Source organism: Kitasatospora sp. SC0581 (assembly GCF_048159585.1).
Classification (GTDB): Bacteria; Actinomycetota; Actinomycetes; order Streptomycetales; family Streptomycetaceae; genus Kitasatospora.
Genome location: NZ_JBLRWA010000007.1, coordinates 270439 through 294347, shown reverse-complemented (window position 1 = coordinate 294347; position 23909 = coordinate 270439). Strand labels below are relative to the sequence as shown.

Here is a 23909-nt window from a genome sequence, read left to right as displayed (position 1 = left end):
TGACGTGCGCGATACTGGGATTGAACCAGTGACCCCTACCGTGTCAAGGTAGTGCTCTCCCGCTGAGCTAATCGCGCCTGGTGCGGCGGTGTTGCAGCAGACCCCGGAAGGCCCGTTACTGTGCGCGATACTGGGATTGAACCAGTGACCCCTACCGTGTCAAGGTAGTGCTCTCCCGCTGAGCTAATCGCGCCTGATGTGGCGGTCCTGCAGCAAGCCCCGAGGGGCCTGACGTGCGCGATACTGGGATTGAACCAGTGACCCCTACCGTGTCAAGGTAGTGCTCTCCCGCTGAGCTAATCGCGCGGGGAGGCCTCCCGGAAGAACCGGGAGGACCTCTTGGAGGTGGAGACGGGATTTGAACCCGTGTACACGGCTTTGCAGGCCGTTGCCTCGCCTCTCGGCCACTCCACCAGGCAACACATGAAGAACGATCTTACACTGTTCTCCATCGAGCGGACGACGAGATTCGAACTCGCGACCCTCACCTTGGCAAGGTGATGCTCTACCAACTGAGCCACGTCCGCCTGTCTCCCGGGGGCTTCACCGCTTTTCTTCGGCTGCGCTCCCTGGCGACGTGTTGAACTCTAGCGGATTCCCGGGCCAGCTAAAAATCCGTTCCCGCAGCATGCCGAGGGGATGGCCGGCGAGTGCCGTCCCGTCAGCCCTCCCGGCCGACCACCGGCCACCACCTGCGCCGCTCCCGGACGATCATCCGCAGGCCACCCGGCGCACACCCGCACGACGCACGCGACTGCTCGTACGCGGGGGCGCGAGCCGGGCCGGGCCCACGCCCCCCGACCTACACTTCAGGCACCGCCCCCCAGCACCACCGCGCAGGAGAACCGTGTCCGGCCACCCCGCCCCCCGCACCCCGCTCGCCCGCTTCGGCGGCCGCCTCGCCACCGGACTGCGCGACGTCACCTCGGACCCGGCCGCCCTGGACTCCGCCGGCTACTGGGCCGTCGCCTACGACTTCGAGGGCCGCCTCACCTGCGCCCGCTTCGACGAGGTCCGCCCCGCCCCCGCCCCGCCCTCCGGCGCCGGCTGGCGCGGACCGGAAGCCGGCGGCTGGCACAGCTCCCTCGACCGCGCCGCCTACACCGCGGGCGTCCGCCGCATCCGCGAGCACATAGCCGCCGGCGAGGTCTACCAGGCCAACCTCTGCCGGGTGCTCTCCGCGCCACTGCCCGACCCGGACCGCAGCGACGTCGACGCCCTCACCGGCCTCCTCGCCCACGGCAACCCCGCCCCCTACGCCGGCACCATCCGCCTGCCCGACCACGGCGTCGAGATCGCCACCGCCTCGCCCGAGCTCTACCTGCGCCGCACCGGCCGCACCGTTTCCTCCGGCCCGATCAAGGGCACCGGCCGCACCGAGGACGACCTCCTCGACAAGGACCACGCCGAGAACGTGATGATCGTCGACCTGGTCCGCAACGACCTCGGCCGGGTCTGCGGGACCGGCACCGTCACCGTCCCCGACCTCTGCGCCGTCGAGAAGCACCCCGGCCTGGTCCACCTCGTCTCCACCGTCGAGGGCACCCTGCGCGAGGGCGCCGGCTGGCCCGAACTCCTCGCCGCCACTTTCCCGCCCGGCTCCGTCACCGGCGCCCCCAAGTCCAGCGCCCTGCGGATCATCGACGCCCTGGAGACCGCCCCCCGCGGCCCGTACTGCGGCGCCGTCGGCTGGGTCGACGCCGACCGCGGCGGGGCCGAACTCGCCGTCGGCATCCGCACCTTCTGGATCGACCGGACCGACCCCGCCGCACCCGTCCTGCGCTTCGGCACCGGCGCCGGCATCACCTGGGGCTCCGACCCCGAACGCGAATGGGCCGAAACCGAACTGAAGGCCGCCCGCCTGGTCGCGATAGCGTCGGGCGGCGAACCCGGTGGCGAGTCCGGCAGCGGATCCGACCCGACCGGGGCCTGAGCCCCCACCGCCTAGGAGCAGCACCCGATGCACAACCGCACCACGAGCTGGGTCAACGGGGCCCTCGTCGACTCCGCCGACGCGACCGTCTCGGTCCTCGACCACGGCCTCACCACCGGCGACGGCGTCTTCGAGACCCTGAAGACGGTCGACGGCCGGGCCTTCGCGGTCACCCGCCACCTCGACCGGCTCACCCGCTCCGCCCGCGGCCTCGGCCTGGCCGACCCCGACCACGACCTGGTCCGCGAGGCCTGCGCCCAGGTCCTCGCCGCCAACCCCGCACCGCTCGGCCGGCTGCGCATCACCTACACCGGCGGCAACGGCCCGCTCAGCTCCGAGCGCGGCACCACCGGCCCCACCCTGGTCGTCGCCCTCAGCGCGATCGGCCACCGCCCCGACGAGACCGCCGTCGCCGTCGTCCCCTGGCGCCGCAACGAGCACAGCGCCGTCGCCGGCCTCAAGACCACCTCGTACGCCGAGAACGTCGTCGCCCTGGCCGCCGCCCACCGCGCCGGCGCCTCCGAGGCCCTGTTCGCCAACACCGCCGGCCTGCTCTGCGAGGGCACCGGCTCCAACGTCTTCGTGGTCCTCGGCGGCCGCCTGCTCACCCCCGCCCTCGCCTCCGGCTGCCTGGCCGGCATCACCCGGCGGCTCGTCATCGACTGGTGCGGCGCCGAGGAGGCCGACCTCCCGCTCACCGCCCTCCAGGACGCCGAGGAGGTCTTCCTGACCTCCACCACCCGCGACGTCCAGGCCGTCACCCGGGTCGACGACCGCGAACTGCCCGGCATCGGCCCCGTCACCGCCAAGGCCATGGCCGTCTTCGCCGAGCGCAGCGGCGACGACCTCGACCCGTGATCCCCGGCCGGGGAGCAGGCCGACCGCGTGGATAACCTCCCCCGCAACGGGAAGGGACCACCACATGACCACCACGCTGCGCCCCGAGGGCCCGGAGACACCCACCGCGGCCGGCGGCCGCACCAGACGCTGGCTGATCCTCTCGAACGGCCGCCCGGTCGGCGCGGTGCGCACCACCGCCGACCCGCAGGGCGGTCAACTCTTCGGGAGAATATCCGAGTTGGAAGTCACCGAGGGCCGCGGCCGGGGCCGCGGCACCTTCGGCGGGCTGGCCGCCGAGGAGGTGCTGCGCACCTGGGGCTGCACCCGGGTCGACGTCGCCGTCCCGGAGTCGGCCACGGCGGCCCGGGGGCTCGCCGCGACCCTCGGCTACACCGAGCGGGCCCTGGCCATGTCCAAGCCGCTGGTCGACGCCCCCGAACTGCCCGCCGGGCTGAGCGCGCGCCCCTTCGACGACCCGGCCGAACTCCGGGCCTGGTACGAGGAGTCCGCGGACGACTACGTCCGCATGATGGTCGGTTCCGGCCTCACCGAGGAACAGGCCCGCGCCCGCATGGCCGCCGGGCCGCAGAGCCCGCCCCCGCCGGACCCGGAGGCCCCCGGCATGGTCGTGCGCCGCCTGTACGGCGCCGACGGCGGGGAGGGCCCGTACGGCCTGCTCTGGCTGCAGCCGCGCCTGCGCGACCAGCCGGACGGCGAACCGCTCGCCTGGGTGATGAAGGTCGAGGTGTCCCCGGCCCATCAGGGCCAGGGACACGGACGCACACTGATGCTGCTCGCCGAACGCGAGTGCCTGGCCGCCGGAGTGCGGCACCTCGGCCTCAACGTCTTCGCCGGCAACGAGGTCGCCATCCGGCTCTACACCTCGCTCGGCTACCGGGTCACCGAGCGCGTCTACGGCAAGAAGCTGTGACCGGGCGTGCGGTCAGGAGGACTTCGCCGCCTCGAGGACGGCCACGATCCGCTCGCGCAGCCCGTCCTGGCTCTGCCCGCCGTCGAGGCGCTTCCCGCCGATCACGTACGTCGGCGTGCCCGTGACCCCGATCGCCTTGCCCTCGGCCTGGTCGGCGTCGACGGTCAGCATGTGCCGGCCGTCGACCAGCGCGGTGTCGACCTCCTCGACGTCGGCCCCGACCTCCCGGGCCACCTCCAGCAGCACCTGCTGCCCGCGCGCGTCCAGCTCCGCGGTGCGGGCCAGCAGGGCCTCCACGAAGGGCCAGCCCAGCCCCTGCGCGAACGCCTCCTCGGCCGCCTCCGCGGCGGCGTAGGCGTGCTTGTGCTTCTCCAGCGGGAAGTGCCGCACCTCCAGCGGCAGCGCGTCGCCGTACTGCGCGCGCAGCGCCCGTACGTCGTCCAGCGCGGTGTGGCAGTCCGGGCACTGGAGGTCGCACCAGAACTCGAGGCGGGGGAGGGAACCATCGATCATTCCCTCAGTGTTCCACTAGTGGGCGCCCGCTCCGGCCGGAGGTGCGCCCGAGGCGGACCGAGAGGAAGGCACCGATGACCAGGACGACCGGACACGAAGGAGCGGCCCCGTGCTGAGCGCGGCGATCAGCTTCATCCTCACGGCGGGCGGAGTGGCCTTCGCGGGGCTGCGGGCCTACCGGCGGCGCTTCCTGTCGGCGACCCGCTGGTTCGCGGTGGCCCTGCTGCCCGCCGGGCTCTACCTCACCGGCCTGTTCCCGCTGGCGAGCACGATCGCCCGGGAGTTCGCCGACTGGGCGACCAGGCTGGTCTTCGACCCGCGGGTCTGGACCGGCATCGCCCTGCTCGGCGTCTCCGCGGTCCTGCTGGTCACCACCCGCTGGGTGGGCCGCCGGGGCGGTACGGCGGTGGAGAGCACCCCGGAGCGCCCGGCCGCGGCCGGCCCGGCGCCCGAGCGCCCGGCGGTGGCGGCGCCGGCCCCCAAGGCCGCGAAGAAGCCGGCCGCGGGCAAGCGGGAGGACGGCCTCGGCGACTTCGCCGACATCGAGGAGATCCTCCGCAAGCGCGGGATCTGAGCGGGACGGGTGGATCCGGCGGGCCAGGCGGACCGAGCGGGCCCGGGCGGTCAGGCGGAGGGAACGGCCTCCGCCGACCGCTGCCGCGCCCGGTAGGCGGCGACGTGCAGCCGGTTGCCGCAGGTACGGCTGTCGCAGTAGCGCCGCGAGCGGTTCCGGGAGAGGTCCACGAAGACCCGCGCGCAGTCCGGCGCCTCGCAGCGGCGCAGCCGCTCCCGCTCGCCCGCCATGAGGATGAAGGCCAGCGCCATGCCCAGCTCGGCCGCCAGGTGGTCGCCGAGCGCGGCGTGCGGCGCGAAGTAGTGGATGTGCCAGTCGTGGCCGTCGTGGTTGGTCAGCCGGGGCGTCGTCCCGGCGGCCGCGACCATCGAGTTGACCAGCTCGGCGGCCTCCGCGGTGGACTCCGTCGCGAACACCTCGCGCAGCCGGGTGCGCAGCTCGTGCACCCGCCGCAGGTCGTCCTCGGTCAGCGAGTCGATCTCGCTGATCTCCTGGCGGACCACGAAGGCGTCCAGTGCGGCGATGTCCGGCAGCCGCTCGGCGCCGCACACCTCGGGCGCGGTGTTGAGCAGCTCCACGAGGAGGCTCAGCGCGCACTCGGTGTCATGGGTGATCAGCACGTTGGGGGCTCCTCGCGCAGGGGGACTCCGATACCCCGCGTCCGCGGTTACCCCAGACCATACCGGGCCTCGTACCGGTAGGGCGGTGCCTTCTTTCGAAGATGTGTGCGCAGTCCGGCAAGGCGTCCGAAACCGGACACCGCCCGGCCGGACGGCCCCCGGGGCACCGTCCGTAGGGCCGCCGGAAGACGTCGGCGCCCGGCACCGAGGCCGGCCACCCGTGAGGATGGCCGGCCTCGGTGCCGGGCGCCTGCGGTGCTGGGGCCCGCTCCGGTGGGAGCGGGGCCGCCTCACCGGCCCCGAGACCGCGTCGTGCGCGGCTGAGTCCGCTGCCGTGCCCCCGAGTAGGACGGCTGCGATGGCGGCAGGCGGTATGGCCCCGCTGACAGCGGGGCGTGACCGCCCTCCGGACGGGGTCAGCTTTCGGCGAGGATGTGGGACAGCTCCCGGTCGAGGTCGAAGTGACGGTGTTCGGTGCCGGGGGGCACCGCGGCGTCCGTCCGCTTGAGGAACGACTCAAGCGCTCGGGCCGGGGCCTCCAGCAGGGCTTCTCCTTCCGGAGAGCTCAGTGCGATGCAGACCACCCCTTGCCCGTGACTACGGGACGGCCACACCCGGACGTCGCCGGTACCGGTGGGTCGGTGCAGCCCCTCCGCGAGGAGATCTCGGGCGAACACCCACTCCACGGTCTCGTCGGCGCCCGTGTGGAACGTGGCGTGCACGGCGTAGGGGTCGGCGGTGTCATAGCGCAGGCCCGCGGGGACGGGCAGTGAGGACTCGCTGGACACGATGAGGCGCAGGTGCAGCTCGCAGCTGACCGTGGTGTTCATAAGCGCCATGGCCTTTCGCTCAGTGTGCGCTCGGGGAATCGCACGTCGGCGAACGGACCATCCCACCCCCAAGACCGATGTAAACCCCTCTGTCCCGATTCGGGCGCGAGTCGTACCCCTTACGGCGCATTGCGGAATCGCCCCGCAGCGGCCGGGCCGGGCATTACCCGGGCGCTACTTGGTTAGTTTCCTGGCATGACTGTGCGAAACGACAAGAGGCGCGGGAACACGGGAACGGGTGAAGCGGCTGTGGCGGTTGACGCAGTCGTCGACGGCGGACGGGCGACCGGTTGACGGGCCCCGGCCGGCGTCCGCCGCACCCGGTCCGGCGGGTGGTGATCTCCCTGGCCGGCCCCGCGGGGGTGCGTTCGGACCGGTCGCGCCGCCGCCCGGCTGGTGATCTTCCTGGGTGCGGGGGCCCGACCGACCGGGCCCGGCCCCGCACCGGATCCGCCGCGAGGTCACGGAGGCCGCCCGGCGGGCCGTGACCCGCGGGTGCGCCACCGCGAACCGGGGCGGCCGGACGGGAGCCCAGGGGGCGACCGGGAGCGGGGTCGCGGGCGGGGAGGGTGGTCGGAGCACCCTCCGGGATGCGGTAATGTTTTCTCTGCACCCGGGCGATTAGCTCAGCGGGAGAGCACTTCGTTCACACCGAAGGGGTCACTGGTTCGATCCCAGTATCGCCCACCGGAATGCACAGTGATACGTGAGGCCCAGCCGATTATCGGCTGGGCCTCACGTGTATTTCCGGAATCCGCCCGAAGAGCCGTCGGTAATCGCCTGAGGCACAGTCATCTTCCGCGTGGGGCGCGAGTTCTGCGGAGGTGTCGGCAGTACCCGGAACGGGCGAGTTGTACGACCGGCCCCGAATGGTGCTACAGTTCTTCTCGTTGCCCGGGCGATTAGCTCAGCGGGAGAGCACTTCGTTCACACCGAAGGGGTCACTGGTTCGATCCCAGTATCGCCCACCCGGACAGCACGCAGGCCCTGACCAGGAAACAGGTCAGGGCCTGCGGCGCGTTCAGGCCCGGGATACCGGGGCCGCCCGTCTACGCCGCCGCCTCGCAGCCGTGCTCCGGCTCCAGCCGGCGCCCGCAGCCGCACCGGGCCGGCCGCAGCGGCCAGGACAGGTCCACCCGCTCCGCCTTCCCCGAGCGGTCGAACCAGTTCTGCAGCCCCCGCGCCTGCGCCGCGTGCCAGACCGCCTGCCGCAGGTGCAGCTCCGCCGCCGACAGCCCGCCCAGCGCCGCCGGGTAGCGGGCGCCGATCCGCCGGGTCAGCGCCAGCGCCGCCGCCGCGTCCGCCGCCGCGTCGTGCGCCCCGGCCAGCTCCACGCCGTAGTGGGCGCACAGGTCGGTCAGCGTCCGGCGGCCCTTGCGGTAGCGGTCCACGTGCTTGTCCAGCACCCGCGGATCCAGCACCACCAGCCCGGCCGCCGCCGGCCCCCCGGCCAGCGTCAGCCCGTGATGACGGCGCAGCTCCCGGTCCAGCAGCGTCAGGTCGTAGGGCGCGTTCATCACCACCACCGGATGCCCGGCCAGCGCCTCGGCCGCCAGCGCGTGGGCGACCTCCGCCACCACCGCGCGGGCCGGACGCCCGTGGGCGCGCACCCGCTCGTCGGTGATGCCGTGCACCGCGCGGGCGCCGTCCGGGATCGGAACCCCCGGATCGGCGAGCCAGGTGGTGGTCCGCGCCGGTGCGCCCGGCGCGAGCTGGACGACCAGGGCGGCGGAGACGATCCGGTCGTTCTCCACGTCCACGCCGGTCGTCTCGGTGTCGAAGGAGGCGAGCGGGCCGGTGTACCAGTGCTGCTGCATGACTGCCCCTCAGACGAGCGTTGCGCCCGGTTGATACCCGGTTCTGACGCCCCTTCAACCCGTTTGGCCCAAGCCCGACCGGGGATCCTGCCCATGACTGTCCCGATCGAATCGACCGACCCGTCCGGACACCGGGACGGGCCCGAGCCGGGGGAGGCCACGGGGCGATGGCACTGACCCAGCCGCAGCCCGAGGAGGCGGCGGCCGCACCGCGGGGGAACCTCGCGGTCACCGCCTGCATGGAGACGTTGCAGGTCGGCTACCTGCACGCGGTCGCCGCCGCGGCCGGCTGCTCGCTCTCCCAGCCGTTCCCGGACAACGGCATCGACTGGCACGTCAGCCACGGCTCCCGGGCGCACGAGGTGGACGACGAGGTCACCGTCAAGATCCAGCTCAAGGCCACCCAGCAGGTCGCGCCCGACCCGGCCGGACCGTTCTTCAGCTTCACCCTGGACAACGACCACCTGCGCAAGCTCGCCCGGCCCCGGGTCGCCGTGCCGCGGATCCTGGTCGTGATGCTGCTCCCGCGCCGGGTCGACCACTGGCTGCGGGCCCGCCCGGACGCCCTGGAACTGCGGCACTGCTGCTACTGGGTCAACCTGGCCGGCCACCCCGTCACCGGGCAGCGGCGCACCAACGTCCGGGTGCCCACCGACAAGGTCTTCGACGACCGCGCGCTCTGCGACATCATGGCCCGGATCGGCGCGGGCGGCAGCCCGTGACGGCCCGGCCGCGGCAGGGAGGAACCGGACCCATGACACCGCCGTACCCACCGGGCGAGCCGGCCCGGCCCCTGCCCGACCCGGCCGCCGTCGACCCCGCCGTGCTGGCCACCCTGCTCGCCCGGCACGGCTGGGTCCGCCGCGGCGGCCCGGCCGCCCGGTACGGACGCTGGACCCCGCCCGACGAGGAGCCCGGCACCAGCCTGCTCGTCCCGGCCGGGGACGGCTTCGACGACGCCGTCGAACTCCTCACCGACGCCGTCGCCGCGCTCTCCCGCGCCCGTACCCCCTCCGCTCGCTCGATCCTGCTCGCCCTCGCCGTCCCCGGCGACGAACTGCGCTGGCACCGCGAGCCGCCCGGCCCCGCCGGGACCGTCTCCTGGGACGAGGCCGAGCGGCTCAGAGGGGCGGCCCGAGGGATGCTCGCCGCCGGCGCCAAGGCCGCCCGCACCAGGGTCGGCTACTTCGGAGCCCGGCTGGACGGCCTCGCCGGGGACTACCTGGACCGCGTCCTGCTGGTCGAACAGGGCGCCGCCCTCACCGCGCACACCCCCGCTCCCGAGGGCCGCGCCGCCGTCACCACCCTGGTCCGGGCCCTGGAGGCGCTGCGCGACGCGGTCGACTACCGCCGGGTCAGCGGCGGGCCCGAGGCCTTCGGGAACGCCGTCCGGGCCGGGGTCAGCAGCGAGCTCGTCCGGTCCGTCGAGGACCTGGTGCGCGACGCCACGGCCGCCCGGTTCAGCGTCGCCTGGTCACCCGCCGCCGGGACGCCGGGCGGCTTCGGCGACCGCCGGATCGACCTCGACTTCTCGCCCGGCGACCTGCCCGCCCTGGCGGAGGCCGCCGACCTGCTGGAACGGACCGAACCCGCCATCGCCGTCACCGTGCTCGGCGTGGTCACCCGGCTCAAGCGCGCCGACCCGGCCGGACCGGGCTCGGTACGGCTCCGGGTGCTGGCCGGCGCCGACGTCCGGGAGCTCAAGCTCCGCCTGCCCGACCCCGACTACCGGCTCGCCGCCGAGGCCCACCTCGCGGGCCTGCCCGTCCGGGTCTCCGGCCGGCTGGACCGGCACGACGGTTTCCGCCGGCTCGTCCGCCCGCACGGGCTGGAGCTCCGCGGCTGGGAGGACGGGGACCGCGAGCGGCTGCTGAAGTCGCTCGGAGAGAAGGCGGAGGAAGGGGGAGAAGGGGCGTAGGTGGACGGCAGGGGCGGCGCTCTCGGTACCATCGTCACGCGCAGCGCAGTGTTGCGTCCTCTGAAATCCAGCACGTCAGGAGAGACCGGTGACGGACGTCCGGGTAATCATCAGCCGCGAACCCGATCGGGAAGAGCGCGTGGTGACGACGGGCACCACGGCCGCCGAGCTCTTCGCCGACGACCGCTCGATCATCGCCGCCCGCGTCGGCGGCCAGCTCAAGGACCTCGCCTACGCCGTCCAGGACGGCGACGAGGTCGAGCCGGTCGAGATTGGCAGCAAGGACGGCCTCGACATCCTGCGCCACTCCACCGCGCACGTCATGGCCCAGGCCGTGCAGCAGCTCTACCCCGAGGCCAAGCTCGGCATCGGCCCGCCGGTCAAGGACGGCTTCTACTACGACTTCGACGTCGAGAAGCCCTTCCACCCCGATGACCTCAAGGCCATCGAGAAGCGCATGCAGGAGATCATCAAGCGCGGGCAGAAGTTCTCCCGCCGCGTGGTCACCGACGAGGCCGCCGCCGAGGAGCTGGCCGCCGAGCCGTACAAGCTGGAGCTGATCGGCCTCAAGGGCTCCGCCGCCACCGCCGGCGAGGGCGCCGACGTCGAGGTGGGCGCCGGCGAGCTCACCATCTACGACAACCTGGACGCCAAGACCGGCGAGCAGTGCTGGGGCGACCTCTGCCGCGGCCCGCACCTGCCCAGCACCCGCCACATCCCGGCGTTCAAGCTGATGCGCAACGCGGCCGCCTACTGGCGCGGCAGCGAGAAGAACCCGATGCTCCAGCGCATCTACGGGACCGCCTGGCCGACCAAGGACGAGCTCAAGGCCCACCTCGACTTCCTCGTCGAGGCCGAGAAGCGCGACCACCGCAAGCTCGGCAACGAGCTCGACCTCTTCTCCATCCCCGAGGAGATCGGCTCCGGCCTCGCCGTCTTCCACCCCAAGGGCGGCATCATCCGCCGGGCCATGGAGGACTACTCGCGCAAGCGGCACGAGGAGGAGGGCTACGAGTTCGTCTACACCCCGCACGCCACCAAGGGGAAGCTCTTCGAGAAGAGCGGCCACCTCGACTGGTACGCGGACGGTATGTACCCGCCCATGCAGCTCGACGAGGGCGTGGACTACTACCTCAAGCCGATGAACTGCCCGATGCACAACCTGATCTTCGACGCGCGCGGCCGCTCGTACCGTGAACTGCCGCTGCGCCTCTTCGAGTTCGGGACGGTGTACCGCTACGAGAAGTCCGGCGTCGTGCACGGCCTGACCCGTGCCCGCGGCTTCACGCAGGACGACGCGCACATCTACTGCACCCGCGAGCAGATGGCGGAGGAGCTCGACTCCACGCTGACCTTCGTGCTCAACCTGCTCCGCGACTACGGTCTGACCGACTTCTACCTGGAGCTGTCGACCAAGGACCCGGTCAAGTACGTCGGCAGCGACGAGACCTGGGAGGAGGCCACCGCCGTCCTGGCGAGCGTGGCCGAGAAGCAGGGCCTGCCGCTGGTGCCGGACCCGGGCGGCGCGGCCTTCTACGGCCCGAAGATCTCGGTGCAGGCACGGGACGCCATCGGCCGGACGTGGCAGATGTCGACAATTCAGTTGGATTTCAACCTCCCCGAGCGCTTCGACCTGGAGTACACGGCGGCGGACGGCTCGCGTCAGCGGCCGGTCATGATCCACCGGGCGCTGTTCGGCAGCATCGAGCGGTTCTTCGCGGTGCTGCTGGAGCACTACGCCGGCGCCATGCCGCCGTGGCTCGCCCCGGTCACCGTCACCGGCATCCCGATCACCGACGAGCACGTGCCGTACCTGCTGGAGGTCGCGGCCGAGCTCAAGAAGCACGGGATCCGGGTCGAGGTCGACACCTCGGACGACCGCATGCAGAAGAAAATCCGCAACGCACAGAAGACCAAGACGCCGTTCATGCTGATCGCGGGCAACGACGATGTCGAGGCGGGTGCGGTGTCCTTCCGCTACCGCAACGGCGAGCAGAAGAACGGCGTGCCCCGTGACGAGGCCATCGCCGAGATCGTTGATGCTGTGGCGCGTCGTATCCAGGTGTGAGGTGGGCCCCGCCTGAGCGGGGGTGATCCGAAGATTCGAAACGCGCACCGGAGGAAGGTGCCGTAGGCCCCGCGTTCGCGGGGTTGCGCGGGGCAGGCTCTCGATGAGTCTGCCCCGCGCGGCTTTGCAAGCCCCGTCGGGCGAATATGCTGATCAGCATGACGACTGAGCCGGAACTTCAGCGGGGCGTCGGCGAGCCGGACGGCTTCCGCCGCTTGTGGACGCCTCATCGGATGGCGTACATCCAGGGTGAGAACAAGCCCACCGGCCCGGCTCCGGACGACGGTTGTCCGTTCTGCTCGATCCCGTCGCTGAGCGACGAGGAGGGGCTGGTCATCGCCCGGGGGAGTGCCGTGTTCGCGGTGCTGAACCTGTACCCGTACAACGGTGGGCACCTGATGGTGGTCCCGTACCGGCACGTCGCCGACTACACCGACCTGGACGAGGCCGAGACGGCCGAGCTGGCGGACTTCACCAAGAAGGCGATGACGGCGCTGCGGGCGGCCTCCGGGGCGCACGGGTTCAACATCGGGATGAACCAGGGCGCGGCGGCCGGGGCCGGGATCGCGGCGCACCTGCACCAGCACGTGGTGCCGCGCTGGGGCGGGGACACCAACTTCATGCCGGTGGTCGGCCACACCAAGGTGCTGCCGCAGCTGCTGGCGGACACCCGGAAGATGCTGGCCGAGGTCTGGCCGCAGGGCTGATCCACAGCACGAACGCAAGAGGGCCCCACCGAAGAGATCCCGGTGGGGCCCTTCCGCGTTCCGCGGGTCAGCCGGCGTTGAAGGTGTCGACGTCGTACGGGCGGGGGCTTTGCGCCTCGGACTTGATGATCGAGGTGCGGTTCTTGAAGAAGCGGTCGGCGTCCAGGTCGTGCTCCTCCAGGAACTCCAGGGTGGCCGCGTGGACGGCGGCGAGCACCGGGACGGAGGCGTTCTGGGCGTTGTCGACCATGGAGCGGTTCTCCCAGGCCCGGCCGGCCCAGATGTGCCGCAGCCCGAACGGCTCGGGCAGGCCGAGTCCGCCGCCGAGCCAGGTGAGCAGCCCGGGCATCCGGTAGAACGGGGCGCGGACGGCCTGGCGGACGACCTCGTCGTTGTCGATCAGGGGGAGCTTGACGGTGCGCTCCTCCCAGAACTTCACGGTCTTGGCGACCGACTTCTCCTTGTCCTTGGGCTTGTCGAAGAAGACGCCCTTGACCGGGCCGAGCGCGTAGCCGGACACGGTGATGTTGAGGACGTTGGCGAGCAGGGTGACGGTGACGGTGAAGGTGAGGACCAGCTTGCCGTCGTGGGTGATGAACTGGGTGGCGAGGTAGTGCCGGGGGCCGCCGGAGAAGGTCTGCTTGTCGGCGACGCTCTGTACGGCGAAGTCGCGCATCCGGTCGCCGTCCATGTCGGCGTTGCCGGGGCGGCTGATCTCGTCGGCGCCCTCGCCGATGTCGAAGACGACCCACTGCTTGATGGCGACGTTGGGCATGCCGCTGTTGGCGACGTGGCTGACGCCGAGGCCCTTCAGGTGGGAGGAGATCCGGCGGATCAGGTCCCAGGGGTGGAAGGCGCGGAAGTCGACGTGGCCCTCGGCGGGGTGGAGGGTGTCGGCGAGGCGCCATTCGCCCCAGCGGCGGCCGGCGCCGAGGATGCCCTTGGGGCCGGCGTAGTGGTGGATGTTGGTCTCCTGCTCGGCGTCCAGGCGGCCGAGCTTGTCGCGCAGGTCGGCGGCCTTCTTGTCGAGGTCGTCCCGGGGGACGGCCTTGGCGACGGTGGCGGCGACGGCGCTGCCCTCGACCAGGGCCTGCCAGCGGCTGCGCAGGTCCTTGGCGGAGCGCTCGACGATCCGGCGGGCGAGGTACCAGCCGATGACGGGCGCGAGCATGGTGACGCGAAGGTAGACGCCGATGAAGCCGGTGGCCGGCGGGCGCAGGGCGAGCAGGACGGCGAGGGCGGCGGCCGCGGCGAGCACGATGCCGCCGTAGACGGCCGCGTTCTTCGGGTTGTCCCGCTTGAGCCAGGCGCGGAGCTGGAAGGCGCCGAGCCAGACCAGGGTGCCGGGGAGGAAGAGCACGCCGGTGGCGATGGAGACGGTGCTGAGCTGCCGGTCGCGGGTGTTGCGCAGTTCCTCGGCGGCCAGGCAGTGCTCGACGACCTGGCGGGTGTCGACCCCGAAGGCCGGGACGAGGGGTTTGCGGGCGCCGCCCAGGGCGCGGGAGACCAGCGCCTTGCTGAAGGCCTCGCCGAGGTTGGGGCGGAAGAGCGCGAAGCGGCCCTTCTTCGCGGTGGCGTCGGTGACGGCGCCGACGAAGCCCTGGATCTCGCCGTCGCGGTAGGCGGTCGAGGAGAGTCCCTGGGTGATGGCGGTCTGCGGCCCGGTGTCGGTCCGGGGTATCTGCGCACCCGGGGTCATGTCGAGTGTGGTCACGGTGGCGTCCCCTCCTCCCCTTGTCAGCGGCAGGTTACCGTGCCGTGGCACCCCCGCGCGGATGATCGTCTGAAGTACCGTCACCGGAGGCCTGAGGGGCATGATGCCCAGCTTCGGGCGGGTCGATGCCCGCCGTGGGAGGGATGGGGGCGGTGGGGCAGGATGGGTGGTGGGAGTGACGAAAGGGGCGCGGCCGTGAAGGATCCGGTGCTGGTCTTCGACGGGGACTGTTCGTTCTGCTCGTCCTGCGTGCGCTGGGCGGAGCGGTACCTGCGGCAGACACTGGCGTCGGGGGGCTGGGAGGCGGTGCCGTTCCAGTTCGCGGACCTGGCGGGGCTGGATGGGCGTGCGGGCGGGCGGGGCGAGGTGTCGGCGGAGCGGGCGGAGCGCGAGGTGCTCTGGGTGACGCCGACCGGCCGGGTGTACGGGGGCGCGCAGGGGGTTGCGCGGCTGCTGATGCGCTCCGGCGGGGCGTGGGCATATCTGGGCGCGGTGTTGACGGCGGCGCCGGTGCGGCCGCTGGCGGGGGTGGTCTACCGCTGGGTGGCGCGCAACCGGCACCGGATGCCGGGGGGTACGGCGGCGTGCGCGCTGCCGGCCCGGAAGCCCGTCCGGCCGTAGACCCGTCCGGCCGTGGTTGGGCGCGGGGCCGCTCAGTCGGTGTAGCGCTCGGCCAGGGCGGCGGGCATCGGCTCGTGGCGCAGGTAGGCGCGGGAGAACTCGGCGGTGCCGTGGGTGAGCGAGCGCAGGTCGACCGGGTAGCGGACGAGTTCGAGTTCGGGGACCTCGGCGCGCAGCAGGGTGAGGCCGGTGCCGCCGGTCTCGCTGCCGAGGACGCGGCCGCGGCGGGCGGAGAGGTCGCCGAGGACGGCGCCGAGGTAGTCGTCGGGGAGCAGGACGCTGACGGCGGCGACGGGTTCGAGCAGGCGGATGACGGCGTGCTCGGCGGCGTCGCGCAGGGCGAGGGCGGCGGCGTTCTGGAAGGACGCGTCGGAGGAGTCGACGGAGTGCGCCTTGCCGTCGGTGAGGGTGACCCGGACGTCGACGAGCGGGTGGCCGGTGGCGACGCCCTTGGCGAGCTGGGCGCGGACGCCCTTCTCGACGGAGGGGATGAAGTGCTTGGGGACGGCGCCGCCGACGACGTGCTCCTGGAACTCGAAGCCGGAGCCGGCCGGGAGCGGTTCGACCTCCAGGTCGCAGATGGCGTACTGGCCGTGGCCGCCGGACTGCTTGACCAGGCGGCCGTGGCCGGCGGCGGCGGTGCCGAAGGTCTCGCGCAGGGCGACCTTGGGTTCGACGGTGTCGACGTGGACGCCGTGGCGGGTGCGGAGGCGGTCGAGGACGACCTCGGCGTGGGCCTCGCCGGTGCACCAGAGGACGAGCTGGTGGGTGTCGGGGTTCTGTTCGAGGCGTAGGGCCGGGTCCTCGGCGGTGAGGCGGGCGAGGGCCTGGGAGAGCTTGTCGTCGTCGGCCTTGCTGTGGGCTTCGACGGCGATCGGGAGCAGCGGTTCGGGGAGGGTCCAGCCGTCGAGTTCGACGGGGTGGCCGGGGTCGTGGACGGTGTCGCCGGCGCGGGCGGTGGTGAGTTTGGCGGCGCAGACGAGGTCGCCGGCGACGGCGTGCGGGACGGGGCGCTGGAGTTTGCCGAAGGGGCTGGTGAGGGCGGTGACGCGTTCGTCGCCGTTCTGGTCGGCGGTGTGGGCGGTGCCGGTGAGGTGGATCCGGGTGTCGGGGCGCAGGGTGCCGGCGTAGAGGCGCAGCAGGCTGATCCGGCCGACGTAGGCGTCGCCGGTGACGCGGACGACCTGGGCGGCGAGCGGGGCGTCGGGGTCGCAGGCGGGGGCGGGGCGGGTGCGTTCGGTGGGGTCGGGGAAGGTGTGGGCGATGAGGTCGAGGAGTTCGGCGGCGCCGAGGCCGTTCTCGCTGGTGGGGACGGCGGGGTGGAGGGTGCAGGAGAGGACTTCGCGGCGCAGGCCGGCTTCGAGGGAGTCGGTGTCGAGGGGGTCGCCGGAGAGGTAGCGCTCCATGAGGGTGTCGTCCTGGCCGGAGATGGCCTCGACGAGGCTGTCGTGGGCGGGGGCGGTGTCGGGGAGGGGGTCGGTGTCGCCGTAGGTGTCGCCGGTGAGGAGGTCGACGCTGCCGTCGGGGTGTCCGTCGTGGAGGACGGGCAGGAAGAGCGGGCGGAGGGTGTCCGGGCCGAGGTCGAAGGCGTCGTGGCAGGCGGTGAGGATGTCGTCGAAGCCGGTGTGGGCGAGGTCGAGTTTGGCGACGGCGATGGCGCGGGGGATGCCTTCGGCGGCGCATTCGTGCCACAGGGCGCGGGTGGGGGCGGTGACCGGGTCGGTGGCGGAGACGACGAAGACGGCGGCGTCGGCGGCGTGCAGGGCGGCGCGCAGGTCGGCGGTGAAGTCGGGGTGGCCGGGCGGGTCGATCAGGTTGATCTTGACGCCCTTCCATTCGAGGGGGAGGAGCGCGAGCTGGACGGAGCGCTGCTGCTGGTGCTCGATGTCCTCGTGGTCGGAGACGGTGGTGCCGTCGGTGACGCGGCCGGCCCGGCCGGTGGCGCCGGAGGCGAGGGCGAGGGATTCGGCGAGGGTGGTCTTGCCCACACCGCTGGGGCCGATGAGGACGACGTTGCGCAGGTCCTTCGGGCCGTTGACGGGGGGTGCCTGGCCGGCTCGTGCCGTGCTGCGGTCGGGCATCGGGGTCTCCTCCCGTGGCGCCGAGGCTGTCTTTGGCAGTCTAGGGTCGGGTTCTGCGGGGCGCGTGTCGTAGGGGCCGGTCGGTGACGGTCCGTGTGTGGGTGGTGGCGGGGGCGCCGACCCGGCGGTGCGTGCGCCGGAGCGTGTCTCCGGCGTGGCTACGATGGGTGGGCCGGACGGGCTGATCCGCCCGGCCGTCTGCCGCGCGTTCCGCGCCAGGCGGTATCTGGGAGATCGGAGCGGCTGGGAAGGCCATGCTCAACAAATACGCGCGTGCCTTCTTCACACGTGTCCTGACCCCGTTCGCCGCGTTCCTGATCCGCCTCGGTGTGAGTCCGGACGCCGTGACGCTGATCGGTACCGCCGGTTCGGTGGCCGGTGCGCTGGTGTTCTTCCCGCGCGGGGAGTTCTTCTGGGGCACCATCACGATCACGCTGTTCATCTTCTCGGACCTGGTCGACGGGAACATGGCCCGCCAGTTGGGCCGGACCTCGAAGTGGGGGGCGTTCCTCGACTCCACCCTGGACCGGGTCGCGGACGCGGCGATCTTCGGTGGTCTGGCGATGTGGTACGCGGGCAAGGGTGACGACAACCTGCTCTGCGCGGTGGCGATCTTCTGCCTGGCGAGCGGTCTGGTGGTGTCGTACACGAAGGCGCGGGCGGAGAGCCAGGGTCTGCCGTGCGACGTGTCGGGGCTGGTGGAGCGGGCCGAGCGGCTGGTGGCCAGCCTGGTGGCGGCCGGGGTCGCGGGTCTGCACACGTTCGGTGTGCCGTACGTGGAGTGGCTGCTGCCGGTGGCGCTGTGGCTGGTGGCCGCGGGCAGCCTGGTGACGGTGTTCCAGCGCATGCTGACCGTGCGCCGGGAGGCGTTCGAGGCCGACCGAGCGGCGGCCGGGAGCTGATGGGGGGCGTCCTGCGGTGACGGACCGACTGGTGTACTGGGCGTACGCGCTGGGGTGGGGGCTGCTGAAGCACCTGCCGGAGCGGGTGGCCGCGGGGCTGTTCGACCGGCTGGCGGACTACGCGTGGCGCAAGCGCGGCAAGCGGGTGCTCCAGTTGGAGGCGAACCTGCGCCGGGTCCGTCCGGGCTTGGACGAGGCCGCGATGCGGGAGCTGTCGCGGGCCGGGATGCGCTCGTACCTGCGGTACTGGATGGAGTCGTTCCGGCTGCCGGTGTGGAGCCGGGAGCGGGTGGCCCGGGATGTCCAGGTGGACGGCTTCGAGCACCTGCGGGAGACGCTGGAGGCCGGTCGGGGCGCGGTGATAGCGCTGCCGCACATGGGCAACTGGGACCTCGCGGGGACCTGGGTGGCGCAGCAGGGCTACCCGTTCACCACGGTCGCGGAGCGGTTGAAGCCGGAGCGGCTGTTCGACCGGTTCGTGGAGTTCCGGGAGGGCCAGGGCATGGAGGTCCTGGCGCTGACCGGCGGTTCGGTGAACGTGATCGGGACGTTGGCGCGGCGGCTGCGCGAGGGCCGGCTGGTCTGCCTGGTGGGGGACCGGGACCTGTCGGAGGCGGGTATCGGGGTGACGTTCTTCGGTGAGGAGACCCGGATGCCGGCCGGTCCGGCGGCGCTGTGCCAGCGGACCGGGGCGGCGCTGATGCCGGTGACGCTCTGGTACGACGGTCCGGTGCTGCGGGGCCGGATCCACCCGGAGGTGCCGGTGCCCGAGGAGGGCGACCGCAAGGAGCGCACCCGGGCGATGACCCAGGCGATGGCGGGGGTGTGGGAGCGGGGCATCCGCGAGCACCCGCAGGACTGGCACATGCTGCAGAGGTTCTGGCTCGCCGACCTTCCGGTCCGTGAGACGGTGAAGGCGGCGCCCGCGGAGCGCGCGGAGGGGGCCCCGGAGCCGGTGGCCGAGGCCTCCGGGTCCTGATCCGTTCCGCCGTCCCGCCCGCACGACCGTCCGAAGGAGCTTGAGGAACCCGTGAAGATCGGCATCGTCTGCCCGTACGACTGGGACGTCCCCGGTGGGGTGCAGTTCCACATCCGGGACCTGGCCGAGCACCTGATCGGCCTGGGGCACGAGGTGTCGGTGCTGGCGCCGGCCGAGGACGACGAGGCGCTGCCGCCGTACGTGGTCCCGGCCGGGCGGGCGGTGGCGGTGCCGTACAACGGGTCGGTGGCGCGGCTGAGCTTCGGCATCCTGTCGGCGGCGCGGGTGCGGCGGTGGCTGCACGACGGCCGCTTCGACATCCTGCACGTGCACGAGCCGGCCGCGCCGAGCCTGTCGATGCTGGCCGCCTGGTCGGCGACCGGGCCGATGGTGGGGACGTTCCACACCTCCAACCCGCGGTCCCGGATGATGATCGCGGCCTCGCCGATCCTCCAGCCGGGGCTGGAGAAGATCCGGGCCCGGATCGCGGTGTCGGAGTACGCCCGGCGCACCCTGGTGGAGCACCTGGGCGGGGACGCGGTGGTGATCCCCAACGGCGTGGACGTGGGCTTCTTCGCGGAGGCCGAGCCGGACGAGCGCTGGACGGGCGGTGCGGCGAAGGGGGAGCCGGGCACGATCGGCTTCATCGGCCGGATCAACGAGCCGCGCAAGGGCCTGCCGACGCTGCTGGCGGCGCTGCCGAGGATCCTGGCGGAGCGGCCGGGGGTGCGGCTGCTGGTGGCGGGCAAGGGCGACGAGGAGGAGGCGGTCGCGGGCCTGGCGCCGGAGGTGCGCGGGCAGGTGGAGTTCCTCGGCATGGTGAGCGACCGGGACAAGGCCCGGCTGCTGCGCAGCGTGGACCTGTACGTGGCGCCGAACACCGGGGGCGAGAGCTTCGGGATCATCCTGGTCGAGGCGATGTCCGCGGGTGCGCCGGTGCTGGCGAGCGACCTGGACGCGTTCAAGCAGGTGCTGGACGGCGGGGACGCGGGCGAGCTGTTCCCGGTGGAGGACGCGGACGCGCTGGCCCGTACGGCGCTGCGGCTGCTGGGTGATCCGGCGCGGCTGGAGGAGCTGCGGGAGGCGGCTTCACGGCACGTGCGGCGGTTCGACTGGTCGACGGTCGGCGCGGACATCCTGGCGGTGTACGAGACGGTGACGGCGGGCCAGGCGGCGGTGGTCGAGGAGGACGTGCGCAGCGGTCGGCGCGGCCGGTTCGGGCTGGCCCGGGACTGATCCCCGGGGCCGGTGGGGTTAGGGTCGGGCGTCCGTACCACTGCGATCCACGGGGGCGACGATGCCGCAGATCTCCGTCGACTACTCGGCCGACCTGGCCGGAACCTTCGACCGCCGGGGCCTCGGCCTGGCGATCAACCGGCTGGCCGAGGCGACGATCGACGCGAAGCCGGAGTCCTGCAAGACGGTGTTCCGGCAGAGCGAGCTGCTGGTGGTCGGGACCAGCGGGGCGGCCGGCGACACCCAGGTGTTCGTGGAGTTCCAGATCTTCCCGGGCCGTTCGCCGGAGGCGAAGGCGGCGCTGAGCGAGGGCGTGCTGGCGCTGCTGGCGCGGTTCGTCCGGCCGCGGCCGGGCACCCGGCTGTTCACGGCGGTGAACATCGCGGACATCGACCGGGAGAGCTACCGGAACGCGACCGCCCGGGGCTGAACCGGTGACACCGGGTAACGTAGCGGCCCGTGACTACCTGGATCTGGGCCGGCGTGGCCGTGGTGCTGTTCGGCATGTACCTGAGTTGGACGGCCGGTCGGTTGGACCGGCTGCACGCCCGGATCGACGCGGCGCGGGCGGCGCTGGACGCGCAGCTGGTGCGCCGGGCCTCGGTGGCGATGGAGCTGGCGACGTCCTCGCTGCTGGATCCGGCGGCCTCGCTGCTGCTGCTGGACGCGGCGCACGCGGCCCGGCAGGCCGATGACGAGCAGCGCGAGGTGGCGGAGAGCCAGTTGAGCCTGGCGCTGCGGGCGGTGTTCGAGGAGCCGGAGCAGATGGCGGCGCTGGTGGCGGAGCCGGGTGGCGAGGACGCGGTTCGTGAGCTGACGGCCGCGGTGCGGCGGGTGCCGATGGCCCGCCGGTTCCACAACGACGCGGTGCGGGCGGCGCGGGCGGTGCGCGAGCACCGGCTGGTGCGGTACTTCCGGTTGGCGGGGAAGGCGCCGTTCCCGTTGGCGTTCGAGATGGACGATGCACCGCCGCCCGCTCTCACGCCCGAAGGGGCGCCTGCTTAAGGTGTCCCCCGGATACGGCCCGTTTGTCGTGTCCCGTCGTCCTGGCTGGACTTGGTGGCGCATGAGTGGGCCATCCGGTCTGCCTACCATAGGGCGATAGCACTGATTCATCTTCGAGTGAGGTCTCACGTGTCCACGACCCCCACCACCGCAGACCAGCCGCAGATCGGCACCGCCCGGGTCAAGCGCGGCATGGCCGAGCAGCTCAAGGGCGGTGTGATCATGGACGTGGTCAACGCCGAGCAGGCCAAGATCGCCGAGGACGCCGGCGCCGTGGCCGTCATGGCCCTGGAGCGGGTCCCGGCCGACATCCGCAAGGACGGCGGCGTGGCCCGCATGTCCGACCCCAACATGATCGAGGAGATCATCGAGGCGGTCTCCATCCCGGTGATGGCCAAGTCCCGCATCGGCCACTTCGTCGAGGCCCAGGTGCTCCAGTCGCTGGGCGTCGACTACATCGACGAGTCCGAGGTGCTGACCCCGGCCGACGAGGTCAACCACTCGGACAAGTGGGCCTTCACCACCCCCTTCGTCTGCGGCGCCACCAACCTGGGCGAGGCCCTGCGCCGCATCGCCGAGGGCGCGGCCATGATCCGCTCGAAGGGCGAGGCCGGCACCGGCAACGTCGTCGAGGCCGTCCGCCACCTGCGCCAGATCAAGAACGAGATCGGCAAGCTGCGCGCGCTGGACAACAACGAGCTGTTCGCCGCCGCCAAGGAGCTGCGCGCCCCGTACGAGCTGGTCAAGGAGGTCGCCGAGCTCGGCAAGCTGCCGGTCGTGCTGTTCTCCGCCGGTGGCGTGGCCACCCCGGCCGACGCCGCGCTGATGCGCCAGCTGGGTGCCGAGGGCGTCTTCGTCGGCTCCGGCATCTTCAAGTCGGGCGACCCGGCCAAGCGTGCCGCCGCGATCGTGAAGGCCACCACCTTCTTCGACGACCCGAAGGTCATCGCGGACGCCTCCCGCAACCTGGGCGAGGCCATGGTCGGCATCAACTGCGACACCCTGCCGGAGACCGAGCGCTACGCCAACCGCGGCTGGTAACCACCCGCAGTTTCCGAGCCGGCCCGCCGCAGCGCCTCGGCGCGCGGCGGGCCGCGCCACGTAGTCCGTCGTAACGATCGATAGAGGTTGAAGACCGTGAGCACTCCTGTCATCGGCGTCCTCGCCCTCCAGGGCGACGTCCGCGAGCACCTGGTGGCGCTGGCCGAGGCCGACGCGCTCGCCCGTCCGGTGCGCCGCGCCGAGGAGCTGGCCGAGGTCGACGCGCTGGTGATCCCCGGCGGGGAGTCCACCACCATGTCCAAGCTGGCGCTGCTGTTCGGCGTGATGGAGCCGCTGCGCGAGCGGGTCGCCGACGGGATGCCGGTCTACGGCACCTGCGCGGGCATGATCATGCTGGCGGACAAGATCCTGGACGGCCGCGACGACCAGCAGACCGTCGGCGGCATCGACATGACGGTGCGCCGCAACGCCTTCGGCCGCCAGAACGAGTCCTTCGAGTCCGGGATCGAGTTCGCGGGCCTGGACGACGCGCCGGTGCACGGCGTCTTCATCCGCGCCCCCTGGGTCGAGGGGGTCGGCGCGGGCGTCAAGGTGCTGGCCGAGCTGCCCGCCGCGGACGGCCCGGAGAGCCGGATCGTCGCCGTGCGCCAGGGCAACCTGCTGGCCACCTCCTTCCACCCCGAGCTGACCGGCGACCACCGGGTCCACGCGTACTTCGTGCGGATGGTCGAGGAGCACCTCGCCGGTCGGTAGACCGCCGCCCACCGTGTGCGCCCCACCGCCGGCGACACCGGTAAGATCTCATCTGTTCATTTCCCTTTGGCGACGTAAAGGAGCTGGCGATGTCCGGCCACTCTAAGTGGGCTACCACCAAGCACAAGAAGGCCGTGATCGACGCCAAGCGCGGCAAGCTCTTCGCCAAGATGATCAAGAACATCGAGGTGGCGGCGCGCACCGGCGGACCCGACCCGGCGGGCAACCCGACCCTCTACGACGCCATCCAGAAGGCGAAGAAGAGCTCGGTCCCGATCGACAACATCAACCGCGCCGTCAAGCGCGGTGGCGGTCTGGAGGCCGGCGGCGCCGACTACCAGACCATCATGTACGAGGGCTACGGCCCGAACGGTGTCGCGGTCCTGATCGAGTGCCTCACCGACAACCGCAACCGCGCGGCCTCCGACGTGCGCGTCGCGATGACCCGCAACGGCGGCTCGATGGCCGACCCGGGCTCGGTCTCGTACCTGTTCACCCGCAAGGGTGTCGTCATCGTCCCCAAGGCCGACGGCGTGGACGAGGACAAGCTGTTCGAGGTCGTCCTGGACCAGGAGCCGGAGGAGATCAACGACCTCGGCGACTCGTTCGAGATCGTCTCCGAGGCCTCGAAGATGGTCGCCGTGCGCACCGCGCTGGTCGACGCCGGCGTCGACTACGACTCGGCCGAGGCCAACTTCCTCCCCAGCATGCAGGTCGAGCTGGACGTCGACGGCGCCCGCAAGATCCTGAAGCTGATCGACGCGCTCGAGGACAGCGACGACGTGCAGAACGTCTTCGCCAACTTCGACATCTCCGACGAGGTCGGCGCGCAGCTCGACGCCGAGTGATCACCGCCCAGTGATCG

23 protein-coding genes and 7 tRNA genes are annotated in these 23909 nt (G+C 72.4%); 19 read left to right on the top strand and 11 right to left on the bottom strand.

Annotation, left to right across the window (positions count from 1 at the left end):
* Positions 1–5: 5 nt before the first annotated feature.
* The 5 genes from ACLWS4_RS15420 to ACLWS4_RS15400 all read right to left on the bottom strand — a co-directional run bounded on the left by ACLWS4_RS15420 (position 6) and on the right by ACLWS4_RS15400 (position 527).
* Positions 6–77, bottom strand: a tRNA-Val gene (locus ACLWS4_RS15420).
* A gap of 44 nt (positions 78–121) precedes the next feature.
* Positions 122–193, bottom strand: a tRNA-Val gene (locus ACLWS4_RS15415).
* Between the two features lie 41 nt (positions 194–234).
* A tRNA-Val gene (locus tag ACLWS4_RS15410) sits at positions 235–306 on the bottom strand.
* A gap of 34 nt (positions 307–340) precedes the next feature.
* Positions 341–414, bottom strand: a tRNA-Cys gene (locus ACLWS4_RS15405).
* A gap of 40 nt (positions 415–454) precedes the next feature.
* A tRNA-Gly gene (locus tag ACLWS4_RS15400) sits at positions 455–527 on the bottom strand.
* A 320-nt stretch (positions 528–847) separates the two neighbouring features.
* On the opposite strand from ACLWS4_RS15400, the gene ACLWS4_RS15395 reads away from it, so the two are divergent.
* The 3 genes from ACLWS4_RS15395 to ACLWS4_RS15385 all read left to right on the top strand — a co-directional run bounded on the left by ACLWS4_RS15395 (position 848) and on the right by ACLWS4_RS15385 (position 3704).
* Positions 848–1933, top strand: coding sequence for a chorismate-binding protein (locus ACLWS4_RS15395; RefSeq protein ID WP_416874375.1), 1086 nt, complete (start codon positions 848–850; stop codon positions 1931–1933).
* Between the two features lie 27 nt (positions 1934–1960).
* Positions 1961–2791, top strand: coding sequence for an aminotransferase class IV (locus tag ACLWS4_RS15390; RefSeq protein ID WP_387966759.1), 831 nt, complete (start codon positions 1961–1963; stop codon positions 2789–2791).
* Between the two features lie 64 nt (positions 2792–2855).
* Positions 2856–3704, top strand: a complete 849-nt coding sequence (locus ACLWS4_RS15385; protein ID WP_416874374.1) for a GNAT family N-acetyltransferase — start codon at positions 2856–2858, stop codon at positions 3702–3704.
* A gap of 12 nt (positions 3705–3716) precedes the next feature.
* On the opposite strand, the gene ACLWS4_RS15380 is transcribed toward ACLWS4_RS15385, so the two are convergent.
* Entirely contained in the window at positions 3717–4217 is a 501-nt protein-coding gene (locus ACLWS4_RS15380) for a DsbA family protein (protein ID WP_117487168.1), read from the bottom strand.
* Between the two features lie 109 nt (positions 4218–4326).
* Here ACLWS4_RS15380 and ACLWS4_RS15375 point away from each other — a divergent pair, with 109 nt between their 5' ends.
* Positions 4327–4791: a hypothetical protein gene (locus tag ACLWS4_RS15375; protein WP_380782063.1), complete on the top strand. Its 465-nt coding sequence runs from the start codon at positions 4327–4329 to the stop codon at positions 4789–4791.
* Between the two features lie 50 nt (positions 4792–4841).
* Here ACLWS4_RS15375 and ACLWS4_RS15370 read toward each other — a convergent pair whose 3' ends face one another.
* Both ACLWS4_RS15370 and ACLWS4_RS15365 read right to left on the bottom strand, forming a co-directional pair.
* Complete coding sequence (locus tag ACLWS4_RS15370; protein WP_375876751.1) at positions 4842–5411, bottom strand: CGNR zinc finger domain-containing protein; 570 nt, start codon at positions 5409–5411, stop codon at positions 4842–4844.
* Between the two features lie 416 nt (positions 5412–5827).
* Entirely contained in the window at positions 5828–6241 is a 414-nt protein-coding gene (locus ACLWS4_RS15365) for an SsgA family sporulation/cell division regulator (protein ID WP_030056266.1), read from the bottom strand.
* A 615-nt stretch (positions 6242–6856) separates the two neighbouring features.
* Here ACLWS4_RS15365 and ACLWS4_RS15360 point away from each other — a divergent pair.
* Both ACLWS4_RS15360 and ACLWS4_RS15355 read left to right on the top strand, forming a co-directional pair.
* Positions 6857–6928 (top strand) — tRNA-Val (locus ACLWS4_RS15360).
* A gap of 209 nt (positions 6929–7137) precedes the next feature.
* A tRNA-Val gene (locus ACLWS4_RS15355) sits at positions 7138–7209 on the top strand.
* Between the two features lie 81 nt (positions 7210–7290).
* Here ACLWS4_RS15355 and ACLWS4_RS15350 read toward each other — a convergent pair.
* Complete coding sequence (locus ACLWS4_RS15350; protein WP_074002368.1) at positions 7291–8058, bottom strand: exonuclease domain-containing protein; 768 nt, start codon at positions 8056–8058, stop codon at positions 7291–7293.
* 167 nt (positions 8059–8225) lie between these two features.
* Between ACLWS4_RS15350 and ACLWS4_RS15345 the strand changes: the two genes are divergently transcribed.
* The 4 genes from ACLWS4_RS15345 to ACLWS4_RS15330 all read left to right on the top strand — a co-directional run bounded on the left by ACLWS4_RS15345 (position 8226) and on the right by ACLWS4_RS15330 (position 12751).
* The gene (locus ACLWS4_RS15345) at positions 8226–8780 is read left to right on the top strand and encodes a DUF4365 domain-containing protein (RefSeq protein WP_049651441.1); all 555 of its coding nucleotides are present in this window, start codon (positions 8226–8228) and stop codon (positions 8778–8780) included.
* A gap of 32 nt (positions 8781–8812) precedes the next feature.
* Positions 8813–9976, top strand: coding sequence for a hypothetical protein (locus ACLWS4_RS15340; protein ID WP_416874373.1), 1164 nt, complete (start codon positions 8813–8815; stop codon positions 9974–9976).
* Between the two features lie 88 nt (positions 9977–10064).
* On the top strand, positions 10065–12044 hold the full coding sequence (gene thrS, locus ACLWS4_RS15335) for a threonine--tRNA ligase (RefSeq protein ID WP_380737394.1): 1980 nt from the start codon (positions 10065–10067) through the stop codon (positions 12042–12044).
* A 146-nt stretch (positions 12045–12190) separates the two neighbouring features.
* Entirely contained in the window at positions 12191–12751 is a 561-nt protein-coding gene (locus ACLWS4_RS15330) for an HIT family protein (protein ID WP_049651438.1), read from the top strand.
* Positions 12752–12818: 67 nt separating this feature from the next.
* Here ACLWS4_RS15330 and ACLWS4_RS15325 read toward each other — a convergent pair whose 3' ends face one another.
* Positions 12819–14465 carry a hypothetical protein gene (locus ACLWS4_RS15325; RefSeq protein ID WP_079272097.1) on the bottom strand — a complete coding sequence of 549 codons (1647 nt, stop codon included), beginning with the start codon at positions 14463–14465 and terminating at the stop codon, positions 12819–12821.
* Between the two features lie 195 nt (positions 14466–14660).
* Between ACLWS4_RS15325 and ACLWS4_RS15320 the strand changes: the two genes are divergently transcribed.
* Positions 14661–15086, top strand: coding sequence for a thiol-disulfide oxidoreductase DCC family protein (locus tag ACLWS4_RS15320; RefSeq protein ID WP_380737396.1), 426 nt, complete (start codon positions 14661–14663; stop codon positions 15084–15086).
* 32 nt (positions 15087–15118) lie between these two features.
* Here the strand turns inward: ACLWS4_RS15320 and ACLWS4_RS15315 are convergent, their stop codons facing one another.
* Positions 15119–17167 (bottom strand): elongation factor G-like protein EF-G2, encoded by a 2049-nt coding sequence (locus tag ACLWS4_RS15315; protein ID WP_416874372.1) that lies wholly within the window; start codon positions 17165–17167, stop codon positions 15119–15121.
* Between the two features lie 254 nt (positions 17168–17421).
* Between ACLWS4_RS15315 and pgsA the strand changes: the two genes are divergently transcribed.
* The 8 genes from pgsA to ACLWS4_RS15275 all read left to right on the top strand — a co-directional run bounded on the left by pgsA (position 17422) and on the right by ACLWS4_RS15275 (position 23892).
* The gene (pgsA, locus tag ACLWS4_RS15310) at positions 17422–18069 is read left to right on the top strand and encodes a phosphatidylinositol phosphate synthase (RefSeq protein ID WP_049651434.1); all 648 of its coding nucleotides are present in this window, start codon (positions 17422–17424) and stop codon (positions 18067–18069) included.
* Between the two features lie 16 nt (positions 18070–18085).
* A complete protein-coding gene (locus ACLWS4_RS15305) occupies positions 18086–19048 on the top strand; it encodes a phosphatidylinositol mannoside acyltransferase (protein WP_241852867.1) in 963 nt (320 codons plus the stop codon).
* A gap of 51 nt (positions 19049–19099) precedes the next feature.
* Complete coding sequence (locus ACLWS4_RS15300) at positions 19100–20284, top strand: glycosyltransferase family 4 protein (RefSeq protein WP_117487160.1); 1185 nt, start codon at positions 19100–19102, stop codon at positions 20282–20284.
* Positions 20285–20345: 61 nt separating this feature from the next.
* Positions 20346–20714, top strand: a complete 369-nt coding sequence (locus ACLWS4_RS15295) for a 5-carboxymethyl-2-hydroxymuconate Delta-isomerase (protein WP_049651431.1) — start codon at positions 20346–20348, stop codon at positions 20712–20714.
* A 29-nt stretch (positions 20715–20743) separates the two neighbouring features.
* Entirely contained in the window at positions 20744–21289 is a 546-nt protein-coding gene (locus ACLWS4_RS15290) for a membrane protein (RefSeq protein WP_049651430.1), read from the top strand.
* A gap of 129 nt (positions 21290–21418) precedes the next feature.
* A complete protein-coding gene (gene pdxS / locus ACLWS4_RS15285; protein WP_049651429.1) occupies positions 21419–22330 on the top strand; it encodes a pyridoxal 5'-phosphate synthase lyase subunit PdxS in 912 nt (303 codons plus the stop codon).
* 96 nt (positions 22331–22426) lie between these two features.
* Positions 22427–23044: a pyridoxal 5'-phosphate synthase glutaminase subunit PdxT gene (gene pdxT, locus ACLWS4_RS15280; protein ID WP_049651445.1), complete on the top strand. Its 618-nt coding sequence runs from the start codon at positions 22427–22429 to the stop codon at positions 23042–23044.
* Positions 23045–23133: 89 nt separating this feature from the next.
* Complete coding sequence (locus tag ACLWS4_RS15275; RefSeq protein ID WP_049651428.1) at positions 23134–23892, top strand: YebC/PmpR family DNA-binding transcriptional regulator; 759 nt, start codon at positions 23134–23136, stop codon at positions 23890–23892.
* Positions 23893–23909: the final 17 nt, after the last annotated feature.